The sequence below is a fragment of the Paratissierella segnis genome (assembly GCF_014385195.1).
GTDB lineage: Bacteria > Bacillota > Clostridia > Tissierellales > Tissierellaceae > Paratissierella > Paratissierella segnis.
Map to the genome: position 1 here is coordinate 1 of NZ_JACRTG010000033.1, position 17,026 is coordinate 17,026.

Sequence of the window (17,026 nt, forward strand, 5' to 3'; positions counted from 1 at the left end):
TAGTAACTCAAATTATAACAGAAAATAGGGGGTCATTGTTTTTATTTTATAAAAAACTCTGTAACCCTTGATAATATAAGGCTTTAATAAAAAAAGAGGGGTGTCTTATTGACACTACCATTAAATTAAAGGGGGTTTTTAAATGAAAGAAGTTGTTATTGTTTCTGCAGTTAGGACACCCATAGGCTCATTTGGGGGAAGTTTCAAAGATGTATCTGCAGTAGAATTGGGGACAATAGCAGTAAAAGAAGCATTAAAAAGAGCAAATCTTGACTTAAAATTAGTAGATGAGCTTATCTTTGGAAATGTTCTTCAAGCAGGATTAGGCCAAAATGTCGCAAGACAAATAGCGATTCATGCAGGCATTCCATCAAATGTATCCTCATATACCATAAATAAGGTATGCGGATCAGGATTAAAAGCAGTATCTCTTGCAGCTCAAGCCATTAAAGCAGGAGATGCCGATATAATCGTTGCAGGAGGGACAGAAAACATGAGTCAGGCTCCTCATCTTGCCAAAAGTACCAGATGGGGACAGAGAATGGGAAACATGGAGCTAATAGACTATATGGTACATGATGGACTCTCAGATATTTTCAACAATTATCATATGGGAATAACAGCAGAAAACATAGCAGAACAATATGGAATTACCAGAGAAGAACAAGATAATTTAGCAGTGGTAAGTCAAAATAGAGCAGAGGCAGCTATTAAATCGGGGAGGTTCAAAGATGAAATAGTTCCGGTGTCAATTCCTCAAAGGAAGGGAGATCCTATAGTAGTTGACACAGATGAATATCCAAGATTCAATGTTACAATAGAATCCTTATCAAAGCTAAGACCGGCATTTAAGAAAGACGGGACAGTAACAGCAGGGAATGCTTCAGGGATAAACGATGGAGCAGCAGCCTTAGTCATTATGAGCAGAGATAAAGCGGAAGAATTGGGTATTACCCCTCTAGCCACAATAGTATCCTATGCGTCAGCGGGAGTAGAGCCTACAGTGATGGGTACAGGGCCGATACCTGCATCAAGGAAAGCATTAGAAAAAGCAAATTTAACAATAGAAGATATAGAATTGATAGAAGGCAATGAAGCCTTTGCATCTCAAGCACTTTCTGTAGCAAAAGAATTGGAATTTGATCTGGAAAAGACGAATGTAAATGGCGGTGCTATAAGCTTAGGGCATCCAATAGGAGCTTCGGGAGCGAGAATATTGGTTACATTGCTTCATGAGATGGCAAAAAGAGATGTGCATAATGGTCTAGCTACATTATGTATTGGAGGCGGGCAAGGGATGGCTATGATAGTAAAACGCTAGACGTTTTACTATCAATTAACATAATGTCATGTTTCTAGTTCCGATGGCTGAGCATTAGTATAATCATTGGTAATTTGGTTAAAATTTTTCTGACTGTAAGATAGATGTTTTTCCATTAATATACTTGCTAATTCACCATCTTGCAAAACGATAGCATTATAGATATTACGGTGACTCACCAAATTATCCGTTAATTCTCGAATAAATTGAGATTCTGTATCCAAATTGTACTGTAGGGTGTTAAACATTAAAAGCTTTTCTCGAACATCTTTGATACTATTAATTAAATAATGATTGTCACTAGCCTCAGCAATAGCAACGTGAAATTCTAGGTTTAGCTTCCTGTACTCAATATCTGCAATATGCATATTTTCAGAAACATCTATAGCTTCAATTTTCTCACAATAATGTTTGATTTTATCTAATTGCATCTTATTTCTATTATTAGCTGCAAGAAATGTAGATCTAGTTTCTAATGCAATAGCTAAATCATAGATGTAATAGCCGTCAATTGCTCTAATGTTTCTGACTACTAAGCCTTTTCGAGGGATTGCTTCAATAAATACTTCATCTTCAAGTCGTAAGAGAGCATTTCTTACAGGAGTTCGACTAACACCGAAGTGTTTTCCAACTGAAACTTCAAGTAGTTGTTCACCCGGGCTAAGCTCTCCAGATAAAATTGCAGATTTTATAGCAACGTAAACCCTTTCGCTTAGGGGTTGAATGTTATTATATTGTGAAATATCAATGTTTTTTAAAGTTCCCATATTCGTCTCCATTTCTGTACACATGTGTATTTTTATAATAGATTAACATATTTTAAGATGAAAATCAAATTATGTATTATATGTATACATAAGGATATCTAAATTCACTACATTTCATAAATATCACCTATAAATAACAAATATATGTTGACATAACGACAATAAATGTATTATAATCAAAATTAATGAATACATGTGCATACATATGATCGATCGATTCAAAAATTTTCCTGGGAAGTTGCATCTAAGTCTAGCGTGTATTCTATATAAAAAATACATGAGGAGGTAATATTATGAAATTGGTTGATTTAAGTATCAAGATACAAGATAGAGGAGATAAAGTTCACTCAGATTCTCCCGGTAATGCTCCTGCAGTTGAGTACTATTCCCATAAGGATCCAGTTGGCAAAGGTGGATATTTAGAAACATTTGGTCTAAAAGATGAAGATCTTATTGATGGAGAGGGTTGGGCAGTGGAAAAGGTTACTATAGGTACACATAGTGGTACACATATGGATGCCCCATATCATTTTCATTCTACAATGAACCACTTGGAAAAGGAAGGCGGAGAACCTTCATGGACTATTGATCAGGTTCCACTTGAATGGTGTATGGGGGATGCAGTAGTTGTTGATGTGAGGGACAAACCGACAGGATATGAATTGACCAAAAATGACTTTATTGAATATTTTAAAAAAATCAACTATACGTTAAAACCCGGTGATTGTGTTTTGTTACAAACCAATGCAACTGAAATATTTGGGCAACCCGAATATTGGGTAGCTGGATGCGGTGTTGGTGAGGAGGGGACACTGTGGTTGACTGAACAAGGGGTTCGCTGTGTTGGAACCGATGCTTGGAGTTGGGATATTCCTTTATTACATCAAAGAAAATTGATTGAAGAAGGTAAATTAGATCCAAAACTTGCATGGCAAGGGCATAAAGCAGGACGTCTAAGGGCTTATGTTCAAATTGAAAAGTTAACAAATTTAGACAAAATACCTGTAACCGGTGCTAAATTCTTTGCATTCCCTATTCCTATAAAGAATGCTAGTGCTGGATGGATACGCGCTGTTGCCATGATCGAGGATTAATTGGGAATCCCAATTTAAAATAACGGAGGGGAATATTATGAGCGAACCTTTAAAAAACAATACAAGTAATACAAGTTTTGGATCTTGGGGTTGGATTATTATTATAGTTGGATTTTTGCTTATGGGCGTGATTTTCGGTACTGGAATAACGCTAACAGGTTTTATAGTGGCTCCTGCTGCTGAGGAACTTGGTGTAAGTAGAGGTGACATCACTATGATGTATACTCTTTCTGGAATTGCAAATATTGTAAGCTTGACCTTTGTAGGTAAATTATTTGAAAAGTATAATCTGCGTAAAGTCATGTCGATTAGTTTATTTATAACAGGGCTAACATATATAGGTTCTCAGTTTGTGACTTCTGTATCACAATTATATGTGCTAGGGGTTATTAGAGGGTTGATTTCCGGAACAACTTCAGTAATACCGGTAGGAATTGTTACAAATAACTGGTTTGGACCTAAAGTACGCGGCCGTGCCATGGGGTTCGTTACATTAGGAACTGGCACTTGTGCGATGATATTAAATCCCATTTGTGCACAGTTAGTAGCAAATCATGGATGGCGTAGTGTTCATTTATTATTTGGCGGATTGAGCTTTTTCATGATTCCGATAATTATGTTATTTTACTTCACGAGACCTGAAGAAAAGGGACTTACGATGATTGGAGCAGTTGAAAATATACAGCCTAGCCAATTAGCATTTAATGGGCTAACGGAAAAGGAAGCTATGCATAGCCCTGCATTTTGGATAGGACTTTTAGCAATTTCTTTTGCTGGGGTTGTTGGTGTAGTGTGGAATTTTAACAATTCTAGCTTTTTAGTAGGTTTAGGATTGCAAGCTACTCAAGTTGGATTGATGTTGTCTTCATATTCTATTGCCATGATGGTTGGAAAGGTAGTTCTAGGTATTTTAGTAGACAAAAAAGGATTAAAGTTTGTCATGGTACTTGGAATTTTCAGTCGTGTTTTAGCATTTATATGTGCTCTTTTAGTGCCGTATAATATAGCATTTGTATGGGGTCTAATAGCCTTTCTTGGAATTGGGATTGCAGACAGTACACTTGTGAATCCATTAATAGTTAGTGAGATGTTTGGATATAAGGAATATGGGAAAATATATTCTCGATTCACACAGTTAAGTAATTTAGTCAACGTATTCACACCTACATTAATGACAATGTTAAGTGATGCCAGTGGATATACAGCAATGTGGCTTGCTTGTATAGGATTCTGTGCCTTGAGTTTGATATTAATTATGATAACTTTTGCAAAAAAACCGACAGAAATGAAATTGGAGCCTGTCACTGAAAATTAAATTAAACTAAATTAAATAAGGTTAGGAAGGAGAATTTATAATGAAACTAGCTACTATACGTTACAATGATAAGGTTTACGCGGGTGTTGTTAGAGTGGAAGATTTTGTCCCGTTTCAAAGTATATCCGCGGAAATTCCTAACGATATGCTTGATTTTATTAAAGGATATGTAGATTATAAAAAGATTGTTGATGAGGGATTGGGAAATGCCAGTCGGTTGTGTGCAATGAAAGAGGTGGAGTATCTATCTCCTATACCTAAGCCCCCAACATTTAGGGACTTTATGTGTTTTGAGGAGCATTTTGCTAGCTCTTATAAGCAATCAAATACTAAGGTTCCTGAAGTATATTATGAGATTCCAATTTTTTATTTTTCCAATCCAAATGTGTTTAGGGGTTCAGGAGAAATTATTCCGGCACAGCCACACTCTGAAAATCGAGACTTCGAGTTCGAGATAGGTATTATCATTGGTAAGGAAGGAAGCGATATCAGCGAAGCTGATGCAGGTGAATATATCTTTGGATTTACCATACTCAATGATTGGAGTGCTAGGGATTTACAGTATCATGAGATGAGAGGATTGCTTGGTCCGGCTAAGGGCAAAGATTATGCAACTTCTATGGGTCCTGTAATTGTTACAAAAGATGAGCTGGATGCATTTTTAGATAAAAATGATCCTAAAAAAGCAAAATATGATTTGGAAACGAAGCTTACACTCAATGGAAAAGTTATAAGAGAAAACAATACAAAGGTTATTGAACATTCTTTTGCTAAAATGATTGAGAGAGCTTCAATGGATGTAACTCTCTATCCAGGTGAAGTATTGGGTTCAGGTACTATTGGTGGAGGGACTATTATCGAATATCATGGCGATATTCCATTTTTACAAAAAGGAGATACGATTGATATGGAAGTACAAGGTATTGGAGTTTTGAAAAATATTGTAGGATAACACCTATACCTTAGAAACATATCCAAATTAAAATATAAGTGCAACTATACATTAGATGGGGTGTATGTACCCCATCTAATGCAAGTTTTCCTTATGGAAAAATAATAGGGGATTTAGTGAAAGTTGTCTTGAACATGATATAGAACATCCATAAATTTAAAAGGGGGTTTTTACATGAAAGAAGTTGTCATCGTTTCTGCAGTTAGGACACCCATAGGCTCATTTGGGGGAAGTTTCAAAGATGTATCTGCAGTAGAATTAGGGACAATAGCAGTAAAAGAAGCATTAAAAAGAGCAAATCTTGACTTAAAATTAGTAGATGAGCTTATCTTTGGAAATGTTCTTCAAGCAGGATTAGGCCAAAATGTCGCAAGACAAATAGCGATTCATGCAGGCATTCCATCAAATGTATCCTCATATACCATAAATAAGGTATGCGGATCAGGATTAAAAGCAGTATCTCTTGCAGCTCAAGCCATTAAAGCAGGAGATGCCGATATAATCGTTGCAGGAGGGACAGAAAACATGAGTCAGGCTCCTCATCTTGCCAAAAGTACCAGATGGGGACAGAGAATGGGAAACATGGAGCTAATAGACTATATGGTACATGATGGACTCTCAGATATTTTCAACAATTATCATATGGGAATAACAGCAGAAAACATAGCAGAACAATATGGAATTACCAGAGAAGAACAAGATAATTTAGCAGTGGTAAGTCAAAATAGAGCAGAGGCAGCTATTAAATCGGGGAGGTTCAAAGATGAAATAGTTCCGGTGTCAATTCCTCAAAGGAAGGGAGATCCTATAGTAGTTGACACAGATGAATATCCAAGATTCAATGTTACAATAGAATCCTTATCAAAGCTAAGACCGGCATTTAAGAAAGACGGGACAGTAACAGCAGGGAATGCTTCAGGGATAAACGATGGAGCAGCAGCCTTAGTCATTATGAGCAGAGATAAAGCGGAAGAATTGGGTATTACCCCTCTAGCCACAATAGTATCCTATGCGTCAGCGGGAGTAGAGCCTACAGTGATGGGTACAGGGCCGATACCTGCATCAAGGAAAGCATTAGAAAAAGCAAATTTAGCAATAGAAGATATAGAATTGATAGAAGGCAATGAAGCTTTTGCATCGCAAGCACTTTCGGTTATAAAAGGATTGAATTTAAATTTAGAGAAAACAAATGTAAATGGCGGTGCTATAAGCTTAGGACATCCAATAGGAGCTTCGGGAGCGAGAATATTGGTTACATTGCTTCATGAAATGGTAAAGAGAGATGTGCATAATGGTCTAGCTACATTGTGTATTGGTGGTGGGCAAGGGATTACCATGATTGTTAAGCGATAAATCCCTTAACAATCAAAATTCTACCATTTACTATTGATTATTCACTAAATTAAGGGGGGCATTTATGGATAAAATTATCACATTAGATCAAGCGGTTGATAAAGTAAAGGATGGTATGACCATAATGATTGGTGGATTTTTAGGATGTGGGAATCCACATAGATTGATTGATGCATTAGTAGAAAAAGATGTAAAAAATTTAACATTGATTTGCAATGATTCAAGTTTCCCAGACATGGGTGTGGGAAAACTAATAGTAAAAAAGTGCGTTAAAAAACTTATTGCTTCTCACGTAGGTACAAATCCGGAAACCGGAAGACAGATGAATTCTGGTGAAATGGAAGTAATACTTGTTCCGCAAGGAACTCTCGCTGAACAGGTAAGAGCAGGTGGAGCAGGCTTAGGTGGGTTTCTTACACCTACAGGAGTTGGGACAGTGGCCGAAGAAGGCAAACAAAAGATTACAATTGATGAAAGGGTATACCTGCTAGAATTACCTCTAAGGGCAGATATAGCTTTGATTGCTGGAGAGACTGTAGATCAATTTGGTAATGTAGTTTACCATGGAGCAACAAGAAACTTCAACCACTTAATGGCAACTGCTGCAGATTTAGTAATTATTGAAACTGAAAAGATTGTTGAAATTGGAGACTTAGATCCAAATTCAGTTGTTACACCAGGTATTTTCATAGACCATATAGTTAATGGAGGTGGCAATTGATGGATAGAAATATAATCAAAGAATTTATTGCTAAAAGAGTAGCAAAGGAATTAAAAGATGGAGATGTTGTGAACTTGGGTATAGGACTACCTACAATGGTAGCAAACTATGTACCAGAAGGCATGAATGTCTTATTCCAATCTGAGAATGGCTTTATTGGGTTGGGTCCTGCTCCGTTAGAGAGTAATGAAGATCCAAACATTGTAAATGCTGGTGGCCAATGTGTAACTGTTTTACCTGGAGGAGTGTTTTTTGATAGCGCCATATCTTTTGGAATAATACGTGGTGGGCATGTAGATGTTACAGTGCTTGGAGCGTTGGAAGTAGATGAAAAAGGCAATTTGGCAAATTGGATGATTCCAGGCAAAATGGTTCCGGGTATGGGTGGAGCTATGGATTTGGTAGTAGGAGCAAAAAAAGTAATAATTGCTATGGAACATACTGCAAAAGGTAATCATAAAATTTTAAAAGAATGTAAATTGCCATTGACAGCTGCTAATGAAGTGAATTTGATAATAACTGAAATGGGTGTAATCGAAGTTACTCAGAATGGCTTGTTTTTAATGGAGATTAATCCCAATTTTACTATAGAAGATGTGCAAAAAGCAACTGAGGCAGAATTAACCATCTCTGAAAGTTTAACTAAAATGGAAATATAAATTAGAAACAGGTATAAAAGGTACCCTTCTTTGGTAATACTTTTACTAATAAGGAAAGGGTACCTTTTATTTTTGAAATGTTTTGTCCCCCTTTACATTTTTAATGAAAGAGGCCTTTTCCTTAATTAAAAGTGGGAGGGTTGTTATTATGAAAAAAATTATTTTGTTTGTAATTATTTTATCTTTTTTAATTCCAATATTAACACAGGCTGAAAAAAAGTATAATCAAGAAGAAATTCTTTTTTCATTATTGAATTCATTAGACGGAGAATTTGAAGAAGGGGATATAAGTATTAATGGATTGATTAAAGAGGGGTTTATTAATCATGATGAATTGGATAAGCTAGGTGATGAGACTGTCAAAAAATTGGGTATAATAGGGAAAGAAGTGGCGGATTATGTTGATATCAATGGTAAAGAATATTATATAAAAGAGAAAGTCTCAGATGAGGGCTATGAACAAATAAATTATTTTGGCTTTGATTCAAATAGAAATCCACTTGCCATTATAATTAGTTCTTATTTAAATGAATCAAGTAAAAAAGGAGAAACTTATCTTTTTATAAATTTGATTAAAAGAGAGAAATTTTCAGCAAATAATGATATAATACAGTTAGCAGAAAATGTATTCAATGAATTCAATCAGCCAATGGAAATTACAACTTGTATAATTGGCGGTTTTGATGGTAAATTTAATAAGAGAATAGTTGAAAACAAATTCGACGCTGTTATCAATCGATTTAACGGTATAGTTGTGGATAAATATACTGAAGACAATCTTATTTCCTATACGGCATATACGGATTATATCGAAAATAATATATTTGCCGGGGAAGATAAAATTAATCTTAACGTAGCTTTAAGATATAATGAGTATGACGATAAAACATTGATATGGATTGGAACACCTATAATAGCTAATGGATATTAACAGGAGGAGATATATTTGGAAAAAATAATGGTAGAGAAGAGCCCGAAACTAAAGGGAAGAGTTAAAATCAATGGTGCTAAAAATGCTGCACTTCCCTTATTGGCGGCTTCTTTATTGGGTACTGAAGATATTATATTAGAAGATGTACCAAAGCTAAAAGATGTTGAGATAATGTGTGAGGTACTTTCATCTTTAGGTGCAAAAGTTGAATATTTAGATAGAAATGTTATTAAGATAAATTCAGCTGACATACATAAATATGAGACCAGTTATGAGCTGATGAGTAAAATGAGAGCATCATTTTTAGTTATGGGGCCGTTGCTAACCAGACTGGGTAAAACCAAGAATTCATTACCCGGAGGTTGTGCAATTGGCACCAGACCTATTGACTTACATCTAAAGGGCTTTAGAGCGTTGGGAGCTACAATAGATGTTGATCACGGTAATATAAGCGCTTATGCCGATAGGCTGGTTGGAGATAGAATTTATCTGGATTTTCCTTCTGTCGGAGCTACTGAGAATATAATGATGGCTGCTGTTATGGCCGAAGGAGAAACTATTATAGATAATGCTGCTATGGAGCCTGAAATCACGGACTTATCAAATTTTTTAAATAAATTAGGGGCAGATATTAGAGGTGCAGGTACATCAACTATAAGAATAAAAGGCGTAAAAAAATTAGGAGGCGCCAGACATTTGATAATACCGGATAGAATTGAGGCAGGAACCTTTATGGTAGCTGCTGCCATTACCGGGGGAGACATAATCATTGAAAATGTAATATCAAATCATATTAAGCCTATTATTGCTAAGCTTAAAGAAGCAGGTTGTCGGGTTTATGAAAATGGTGACAGTATAAGGGTAATAGGTACAGAAAAGTTAAATGCAATAGATGTTAAAACTCTACCATATCCGGGATTTCCGACAGATATGCAGGCTCAATTTATGGCTTTAATGACCCTTTGCGAAGGGACAAGTGTTGCTGTAGAAACAGTTTTTGAGAATAGATTTATGCATGTGGATGAATTGAAGAGAATGGGTGCGGATATTAAAATAGATGGAAGATCAGCTATAATTCAAGGTGTCAAAAATTTGACCGGGGCTCCTGTAAAGGCTTCAGATTTGAGGGCAGGGGCTGCTCTTGTATTAGCTGGTCTGGTGGCAGAAGGAGTTACAGAAATAGATAATATCTATCATATTGACAGAGGATATGATGGTATTGAAGAAAAGTTCGCCAATTTGGGAGCTAAAATTTGGAGGCAAGAATTTTAGAATCTGCCTCTAAAGCCATAAATGTTCTATAAGTGAAATGCTTCTTTCTTAACTCTTAGTTCTTAGTTCTTCGCTATCTTTTCATTGTAAACTGTGAATTGTGAGTTGTGAATTGATTTAAGTTGTGAATTGAATATATTTTAGTTCTAATATTTCTTCGCCTTTCATAAGTATTAATTATACTAACGAGACGAGGGGATTTGATGAAAAGATTAGGAGCTTATTCAATCATGGTCTTGATAATAACTATTATTTTACCTGCGGTTATTGTTAAGACCTTTAGTTTTGTACCCAGAGATCAGGTAGTGGGACAGGGTTTTGATAATGAACTTACTGCGGGTAGGAAAGAAAAATTAAATCTAATAAAAAGGTCAAATCTTATAGAGAAAAAATCCGTCGAGTACATAAGCCTTTATAATCCATATACTGATACCGTAAGTGAAATCCCGCTTGAAGAATATGTAAAGGGAGTAGTAGCAGCAGAAATGCCTGCTGAGTTCCATATCGAAGCATTGAAGGCTCAGGCTATTGCAGCAAGGACTTATGCCATGAGTAGGATGCAAAAATTTAGCGATGGACACCCCGATCACAAGGCAGCACCATTATGTAAAGCAGTTCATTGTCAGGCTTATTTATCTATGGAAGAATTGAGAGAAGTTAAGGGTGAAAATTGGATTGAAAATTACTGGGATAAAATAGAGGAGGCAGTTGATTCAACTAAGGGTATTTTGATGTACTATGAAGGAAAAATAATAGAACCATTATATCATTCTACAAGTGGTGGAATGACAGAGGATGCTATCAATGTTTTTGCTTCAGATACTCCATATTTAAAAGGTGTTATAAGTCCATATGAAGAGGAAGCTCCTAAGTATAAAACCGTCACAACAATAACCGGAGACGAATTTATAAATAAAGTTAAAAGCAAATATCCTGATGCTAAAATAGATAAAGACAATTTTTATGAAAAGATGAGATTAATTGAAAGGACATCCAGCGGTAGAATAAAAAAACTGGCAATCGATAAAACTGTAATAGAAGGAAGTGATTTAAGAGAATTATTTAATCTTAATTCTACAAATTTTACTATTACTTATGATCAAGGATTAAATATTATTGATATAGTGACCTATGGATATGGTCATGGCGTCGGAATGAGTCAATGGGGTGCAAATGGAATGGCAAAGCGGGGGAGCACCTATATTGATATATTAAAACATTATTATACGGATATTGAAATAAGATAGGAATTTTCCTATCTTTTTTTGTATTCAATGTATGGATTTCTAAAATGTGGAAATAATACAGATGGAGGTGAAAAGATGAAGCAAAGATTAATTAAATTTTTAAAGAAAAATGGATTTTTACTCTTTCTTTTTATTTGTGTATGCGTTGTAGCAGCAGGGACCATATACGTTTCTACTAGAGATTTTAAAGCTCAAGATAAAGGCAAATTAGATGACCTAATTATTTTAGATGAAAATGGGGAAAAGTCAAGTGATATTCAAGATGTAATCACAAAAGATGAACATAATGAGCAATTGGGTGGTGAGGAAGTTTGGACAGGTAGCAAAACAGACGAAAAATCAGAAGAGCTTGAATCAAAGGATGAAACCAATATTGATTCGGAACCTGACATACCTGTGCTTGATAATTTAGATGATTTAGAATTTGTAGATGATGAAGATGATGACGATAATGAAAAAGTTGATGAAGATGTGGAGCTCGTAACTGAAAATCCCAAAGGTGCTATCCTTCCGGTAGAAGGAGAAATAATTACAGATTTCACTAAAGATACTTTAATTTATTCTAAGACATTAGAGGAATGGAGAAGCCATAATGGAATAGATATTAAAGCTAATGAAGGCTCAAAAGTAAAGGCACCTTTAGATGGAATAGTAAAAGATGTATACGAAGATGAATTATGGGGGATAGTTATAGTAATCGACCATGGGGATGGTTTGGAAACAAAGCTTACCAATCTGGGAACAAAGGAAATGGTAAAACCGGGTCTAAAGGTAAATCGCGGGGATCATATAAGCACAATAGGTAAAACGGCAGATATTGAAATGGAGTTAGAGCCGCATATACATTATGAGATAAGAAAAAACGGTAAAATAATAGATCCTCGTTCTATTAGTAAGTAGGAAAGCATAAATATTAATTAAAAGTCCCAAATCAAAGGGGGTTAATTATGTGAAAGATTATATAGAGGAAAGAGCTTTAGAGATTGCAAAGTACATATTAAGAGAAGGTGCGACAGTAAGGCAAGCTGCTGGGATTTTTGGTGTCAGTAAAAGTACCGTCCACAAAGATGTGACTGAGCGTCTCCCAAAGATAAACCCTCTTATTGCAGCAATGGTAAAGCAAGTTCTTGAAACGAACAAAGCTGAAAGGCATATCAGAGGAGGAAAAGCTACAAAATTAAAATATAAGTCAGTAAAAGCTTAAAGGTCTCAAATTATTTGAGACCTTTTAATTTACCTGTGGTTTTTAATTTGAATATATATGTCAAATTTCATCAAAAAATTTGTTTTAAATATTAAGACAATTCAAAAATAAATACATTCAATGCCATGTTATTATTGTTTTATATAGATATATTTGATAATATATGATTATGTAAATGTTTTTTAGATACATAAATAAAGGAAGGATTTTTAAGATTTTTGTAGAATATAGTCTTTGATAATCATATATAAAGGAGGTTGTGGGTTTGGCTTTTAGAGCAGATGTGGGAGTAGATTTAGGAACAGCTACTACATTAGTATATGTAAAAGGTAAGGGCATAGTCTTGCAGGAACCTTCGGTTATTGCCTTAGATCAATATACAAATAAATTTTTGGCCGTAGGCGAAGACGCAAGAAAAATGTTGGGTAGAACTCCGGGAAATATTGTTGCAATAAGACCGCTAAAAGATGGCGTTATATCAGATTATAATATTACGGAACGAATGTTAAAGTATTTTATACAAAAATCCTTAGGTCGCATGTTTTTAAAACCTAGAGTTATCATATGTGTACCCAGTGGTGTAACGGAAGTCGAAAAAAGGGCGGTTATAGAAGCAAGTGATGAAGCAGGCGCTTTGAAAACATATTTAATAGAAGAACCGATAGCTGCTGCAATAGGTGCAGGAGTTGATATTACAGAGCCTAACGGAAATATGATAGTAGACATTGGCGGAGGAACAACAGATGTTGCAGTTATATCATTGGGAGGGATAGTTGTCAGCAGATCCATAAAAGTAGCCGGTGATGAATGCGACGAAGCTATTATTAAATATATAAGAAAGAAATATAATATGATGATAGGCGAAAGGTCTTCTGAGGATTTAAAAGTTTCTATCGGATGCGCATATCCCTTCGAAGAGGAAAAATATATGGAAATAAAGGGTAGAAACTTGCTTACCGGATTACCTATGAATGTTGAAGTTTCGTCTACAGATATGTTAGAAGCTTTAAGAGAGCCTGTTACAGAAATCGTTGAAGCAGTACACGAAGTGTTGGAACGTACACCTCCTGAGTTGGCAGCAGACATTAGCAATCGCGGCATACTTATGACCGGAGGAGGAGCATTGCTTAAAGGGCTGGACAAGCTGCTTAATGAAAAGACAGGCATATCAGCAAATCTAGCAAAAAACCCTATAGAAAGTGTTGCAATAGGTACAGGGAAGTCTTTGGAGTCTATTGAATTTTTAGAAAAGAGTATGACTCAAGGCGATCAATCCAGATATAGATAAAAAAGATTTAGGGAATAACCCTAAATCTTTTAATTTGTTCATCTTATTGTACTTTAGGTTGCTGATAGACCTTTGAAATTTCATAGGATATATCATTGCCGTTAACGACAAATTCTACAACAGAAATATTGTAAATATCTTCCGGCTTTGTTAAAGCTTTTGTATTCAACTGAATATATCTTACGCCGTCAATAAGTTCAGATTTTGTTTCGTTTCCTCCCTGTACAACAAATATGTTTTTTCCTTTATTGCTGGCTTCAACTAGTTTTTCATGGAATAAATCCGCTTCTAAAGTATCCGAAAAACCACCTGCTCCAAATACTGGCGTTGGCAAGCAAATCGCAAAATTACTTTCCTGCCTGCTATCTAAATCCTTGATAAACTGCATCCATTGTGATGAATTTGATGCTCTGATTCCACCTTTTGAAGAATCAAGATTAAAGAATATTACATCATTATGTTTATTCATTTTATATGGTTTAGAAGCATCTATCAGAACATAATTATTTAATCCCTTGTTAAATTCCGGTGTTATGCTGTTTAGCATTACGCCTATTTTATTTGAAGAAATTCTTGCTTTGAGCTTTGAACTTGCATCGTATCCTACAAGCTTGTCCAGACCTTTTGGTTCCGCAGCAACTATAAATGAGAAACCATCTGCATTAAGTGCCTTCTTTGTTGCTAAATTATCTTTAACAGTGGTGGGCGTAGGTAGAACAATATTGCCTATTGATGTTGGGTAGTATGCTGTAAGTCCATCTATCAAAATTGATCCTTTTGGTTTTTTAACGCTATCGGTTTCAGCCACATATATTCTTTGCAAGCTTATTGGATAGCTAACATTTGCCGGAATACTTGATGAAACATATTGCCAATCTGAAAAGTCAAGAGACTTCTTGAAATCTATGGTATGGGTATTTCCTGCATTATCTTTTAGTGTTCCTCTTAACCATGTTCCGCTTCCGTCTCCTTTAACCCAAAAACCTAATTTCTTTGGGTATCCACTGAATTTTAATCCATTATTGAAGTTTAGATATGCAGCTCTGGTATTGTCGCCTTGTGAAAAATCATAGTTAAGGCTTAAACTTGAAATACCGTCACGCGCTTCATTGCTTAAATTTATACTTCCGTTAATATTTTCGGATGAAGCACTAAAGCTATATTTATCTATGGTTTCAAATCCGTCTACCAAAGTTCCCTTGGACCCGACAGAAACCAGTATATTTGAAATACCGCTGCCTGCCCTTGCGGTTATTGCACCGCTTGTTGATTCGGAACTGCTATAGAATGTGCCGCTTCTAACTTCGCCGATATCACCTATTACATCAAATTGAATATCATCTAAATAAACTACACTCTGCGTTCCGTTTTTATCTTTTCCATTGAAAGAAGACAGCTTTTGTTCACTATTTATATCAATATTTAGATCATTCTGTTTGGAATTTAACTCAACAATTTCACCCAATACATTGATATCAAGACTACCGACAGCACCATTTAAATTTACAACAATCTTTCCTTGACCGGAGGATGTAGCTTTAAACTTATTTCCATTAAACTCTCCGCTTATTCCTTCAACTGAATATGTTATTTGACTTTCATTAATATCTACCGGATTATGGTACTCGTCATAACCTTTTACTGAAAATGCTCTTGTTGTATTTAAAAACATTTTATTATCATCAGTTTTTAATTTTAAATAGGATAATTCACCTTGTGGGGCATTAGAAAATACACCAACTCCGTTGACAACTGATCTTTCGCCTCCATCTGACGGTTTGTTTACGACAGCTGCTTTATCCTCGCCAATAGGCTTTATTGCCATTGTACTGGAACCGCCGCCATCAAGGTTTAGACCATTGTATGCACCAAGTTCTTTTAGTATTGCACCAAACATTTCTTGACTTACACCCTTAAAAGAAGAGTCTCTGCCATCTATTGTTACCAATATTAGCTCTGTTTGATCCTGATTGATGCCTACTCCTGTTCTTGGTTCATTTCCTGCACTGTTAATATTTGTTAATGCCAATTCACCATTTTTAAGGATAATGCTTCCTCCGCCTATGGCGAATTTTATTTCCTCAACATTAGGGACTGTAGAAAGCTCAAGATCTACTTGATCTCCAATGGTTAAATCTTGTAAGCCTGTCCCTCTAACTGCCAAAACATAGCTATTATCGCTATTGGGAATGTCAAATGCCTCTCCGCCTGTTCGGATATCCGAAACAATACCATCGAGAATTAAAACTTCTACTAAATCATTATGGAATCTATTGCCTATGGATTTAGCACCCCAATTTTTATTAAGCAGCGTTACAGTATCAAAATTTTGTGATACTTTATTTACTGAATTGAGTATGACCTGTTTACCATTATTCCTATTAGTAACTACCATTCTTCTGTCAAGATATTCTATGCCTGCTTTATTTTGGTTTGTAACATAAACGCTGGGTAGTGTATAAGGCTTTCCAATAGGAGAGGAAATCAACTCTCCGTCATTGATCAACGTTCCAAGTGAAGAAGGTAGGGGTTGGTAGTCGAAATAGTCTCCATTGACACCTGCTACAGCACCACTTTTTTCGACCATAGAGCTTACTTTATCCCTATTTGGGAGCCCATTCTTATTGAATAATCCCTTCAGCTCAGTATAATTGTCATTTAAATCAATCCTTAATACATTGATATTCCACCATCCTTGGGTGGTAAATCTTAAAATATTTTCATGCTTAACGCCGGAAGAAATATTTTCAGTATTTATAGTTTCATATATTTTAGCGGGCATATTAACTGTAATTGGATTCGCATATGCTGGGATTTGGGCTGCGAAAATCATTCCTGCAGCTAATAGTGATAAACATGTTTTCTTTATAACTTTCTTCATAACTTCACCTCTCATAATATT

General features: G+C 35.5%; 15 protein-coding genes. 13 read left to right on the forward strand and 2 right to left on the reverse strand.

Translation table 11 applies throughout. From position 1 onward, the window contains the following. Positions 1-142: 142 nt before the first annotated feature. Positions 143-1,321, forward strand: coding sequence for an acetyl-CoA C-acetyltransferase (locus tag H8707_RS13745; RefSeq protein WP_262430722.1), 1,179 nt, complete (start codon positions 143-145; stop codon positions 1,319-1,321). A gap of 26 nt (positions 1,322-1,347) precedes the next feature. Here H8707_RS13745 and H8707_RS13750 read toward each other — a convergent pair whose 3' ends face one another. Further along, positions 1,348-2,088 carry a GntR family transcriptional regulator gene (locus tag H8707_RS13750; protein ID WP_262430723.1) on the reverse strand — a complete coding sequence of 247 codons (741 nt, stop codon included), beginning with the start codon at positions 2,086-2,088 and terminating at the stop codon, positions 1,348-1,350. A 293-nt stretch (positions 2,089-2,381) separates the two neighbouring features. On the opposite strand from H8707_RS13750, the gene H8707_RS13755 reads away from it, so the two are divergent. From H8707_RS13755 to mreB, 12 genes are all read left to right on the forward strand, one after another. Continuing rightward, positions 2,382-3,182 carry a cyclase family protein gene (locus tag H8707_RS13755; RefSeq protein WP_262430724.1) on the forward strand — a complete coding sequence of 267 codons (801 nt, stop codon included), beginning with the start codon at positions 2,382-2,384 and terminating at the stop codon, positions 3,180-3,182. A 37-nt stretch (positions 3,183-3,219) separates the two neighbouring features. After that, a complete protein-coding gene (locus tag H8707_RS13760) occupies positions 3,220-4,497 on the forward strand; it encodes an MFS transporter (protein ID WP_262430725.1) in 1,278 nt (425 codons plus the stop codon). A 40-nt stretch (positions 4,498-4,537) separates the two neighbouring features. Next, the gene (locus tag H8707_RS13765) at positions 4,538-5,449 is read left to right on the forward strand and encodes a fumarylacetoacetate hydrolase family protein (RefSeq protein ID WP_262430726.1); all 912 of its coding nucleotides are present in this window, start codon (positions 4,538-4,540) and stop codon (positions 5,447-5,449) included. Between the two features lie 174 nt (positions 5,450-5,623). Beyond that, a complete protein-coding gene (locus tag H8707_RS13770; RefSeq protein WP_262430727.1) occupies positions 5,624-6,802 on the forward strand; it encodes an acetyl-CoA C-acetyltransferase in 1,179 nt (392 codons plus the stop codon). A gap of 64 nt (positions 6,803-6,866) precedes the next feature. After that, positions 6,867-7,523 (forward strand): acetate CoA-transferase subunit alpha, encoded by a 657-nt coding sequence (atoD, locus tag H8707_RS13775; RefSeq protein ID WP_262430728.1) that lies wholly within the window; start codon positions 6,867-6,869, stop codon positions 7,521-7,523. After that, positions 7,523-8,182, forward strand: coding sequence for a 3-oxoacid CoA-transferase subunit B (locus tag H8707_RS13780; RefSeq protein WP_262430729.1), 660 nt, complete (start codon positions 7,523-7,525; stop codon positions 8,180-8,182). Before atoD ends, H8707_RS13780 begins: the two co-directional genes overlap by 1 nt. Before the next feature lie 148 nt (positions 8,183-8,330). Beyond that, positions 8,331-9,113, forward strand: a complete 783-nt coding sequence (locus H8707_RS13785; protein ID WP_262430730.1) for a YwmB family TATA-box binding protein — start codon at positions 8,331-8,333, stop codon at positions 9,111-9,113. Between the two features lie 15 nt (positions 9,114-9,128). Further along, the gene (gene murA, locus H8707_RS13790; protein WP_262430731.1) at positions 9,129-10,385 is read left to right on the forward strand and encodes a UDP-N-acetylglucosamine 1-carboxyvinyltransferase; all 1,257 of its coding nucleotides are present in this window, start codon (positions 9,129-9,131) and stop codon (positions 10,383-10,385) included. Between the two features lie 203 nt (positions 10,386-10,588). Continuing rightward, the gene (gene spoIID / locus H8707_RS13795) at positions 10,589-11,632 is read left to right on the forward strand and encodes a stage II sporulation protein D (protein ID WP_262430732.1); all 1,044 of its coding nucleotides are present in this window, start codon (positions 10,589-10,591) and stop codon (positions 11,630-11,632) included. A 75-nt stretch (positions 11,633-11,707) separates the two neighbouring features. Further along, entirely contained in the window at positions 11,708-12,532 is an 825-nt protein-coding gene (locus H8707_RS13800; RefSeq protein WP_262430733.1) for a M23 family metallopeptidase, read from the forward strand. Between the two features lie 49 nt (positions 12,533-12,581). Then, positions 12,582-12,836 (forward strand): sporulation transcriptional regulator SpoIIID, encoded by a 255-nt coding sequence (gene spoIIID / locus H8707_RS13805; RefSeq protein WP_262430734.1) that lies wholly within the window; start codon positions 12,582-12,584, stop codon positions 12,834-12,836. Positions 12,837-13,095: 259 nt separating this feature from the next. After that, complete coding sequence (gene mreB / locus H8707_RS13810) at positions 13,096-14,124, forward strand: rod shape-determining protein MreB (RefSeq protein WP_449406489.1); 1,029 nt, start codon at positions 13,096-13,098, stop codon at positions 14,122-14,124. 43 nt (positions 14,125-14,167) lie between these two features. Here the strand turns inward: mreB and H8707_RS13815 are convergent, their stop codons facing one another. Beyond that, positions 14,168-17,005, reverse strand: a complete 2,838-nt coding sequence (locus H8707_RS13815) for a phosphodiester glycosidase family protein (RefSeq protein WP_262430735.1) — start codon at positions 17,003-17,005, stop codon at positions 14,168-14,170. Positions 17,006-17,026: the final 21 nt, after the last annotated feature.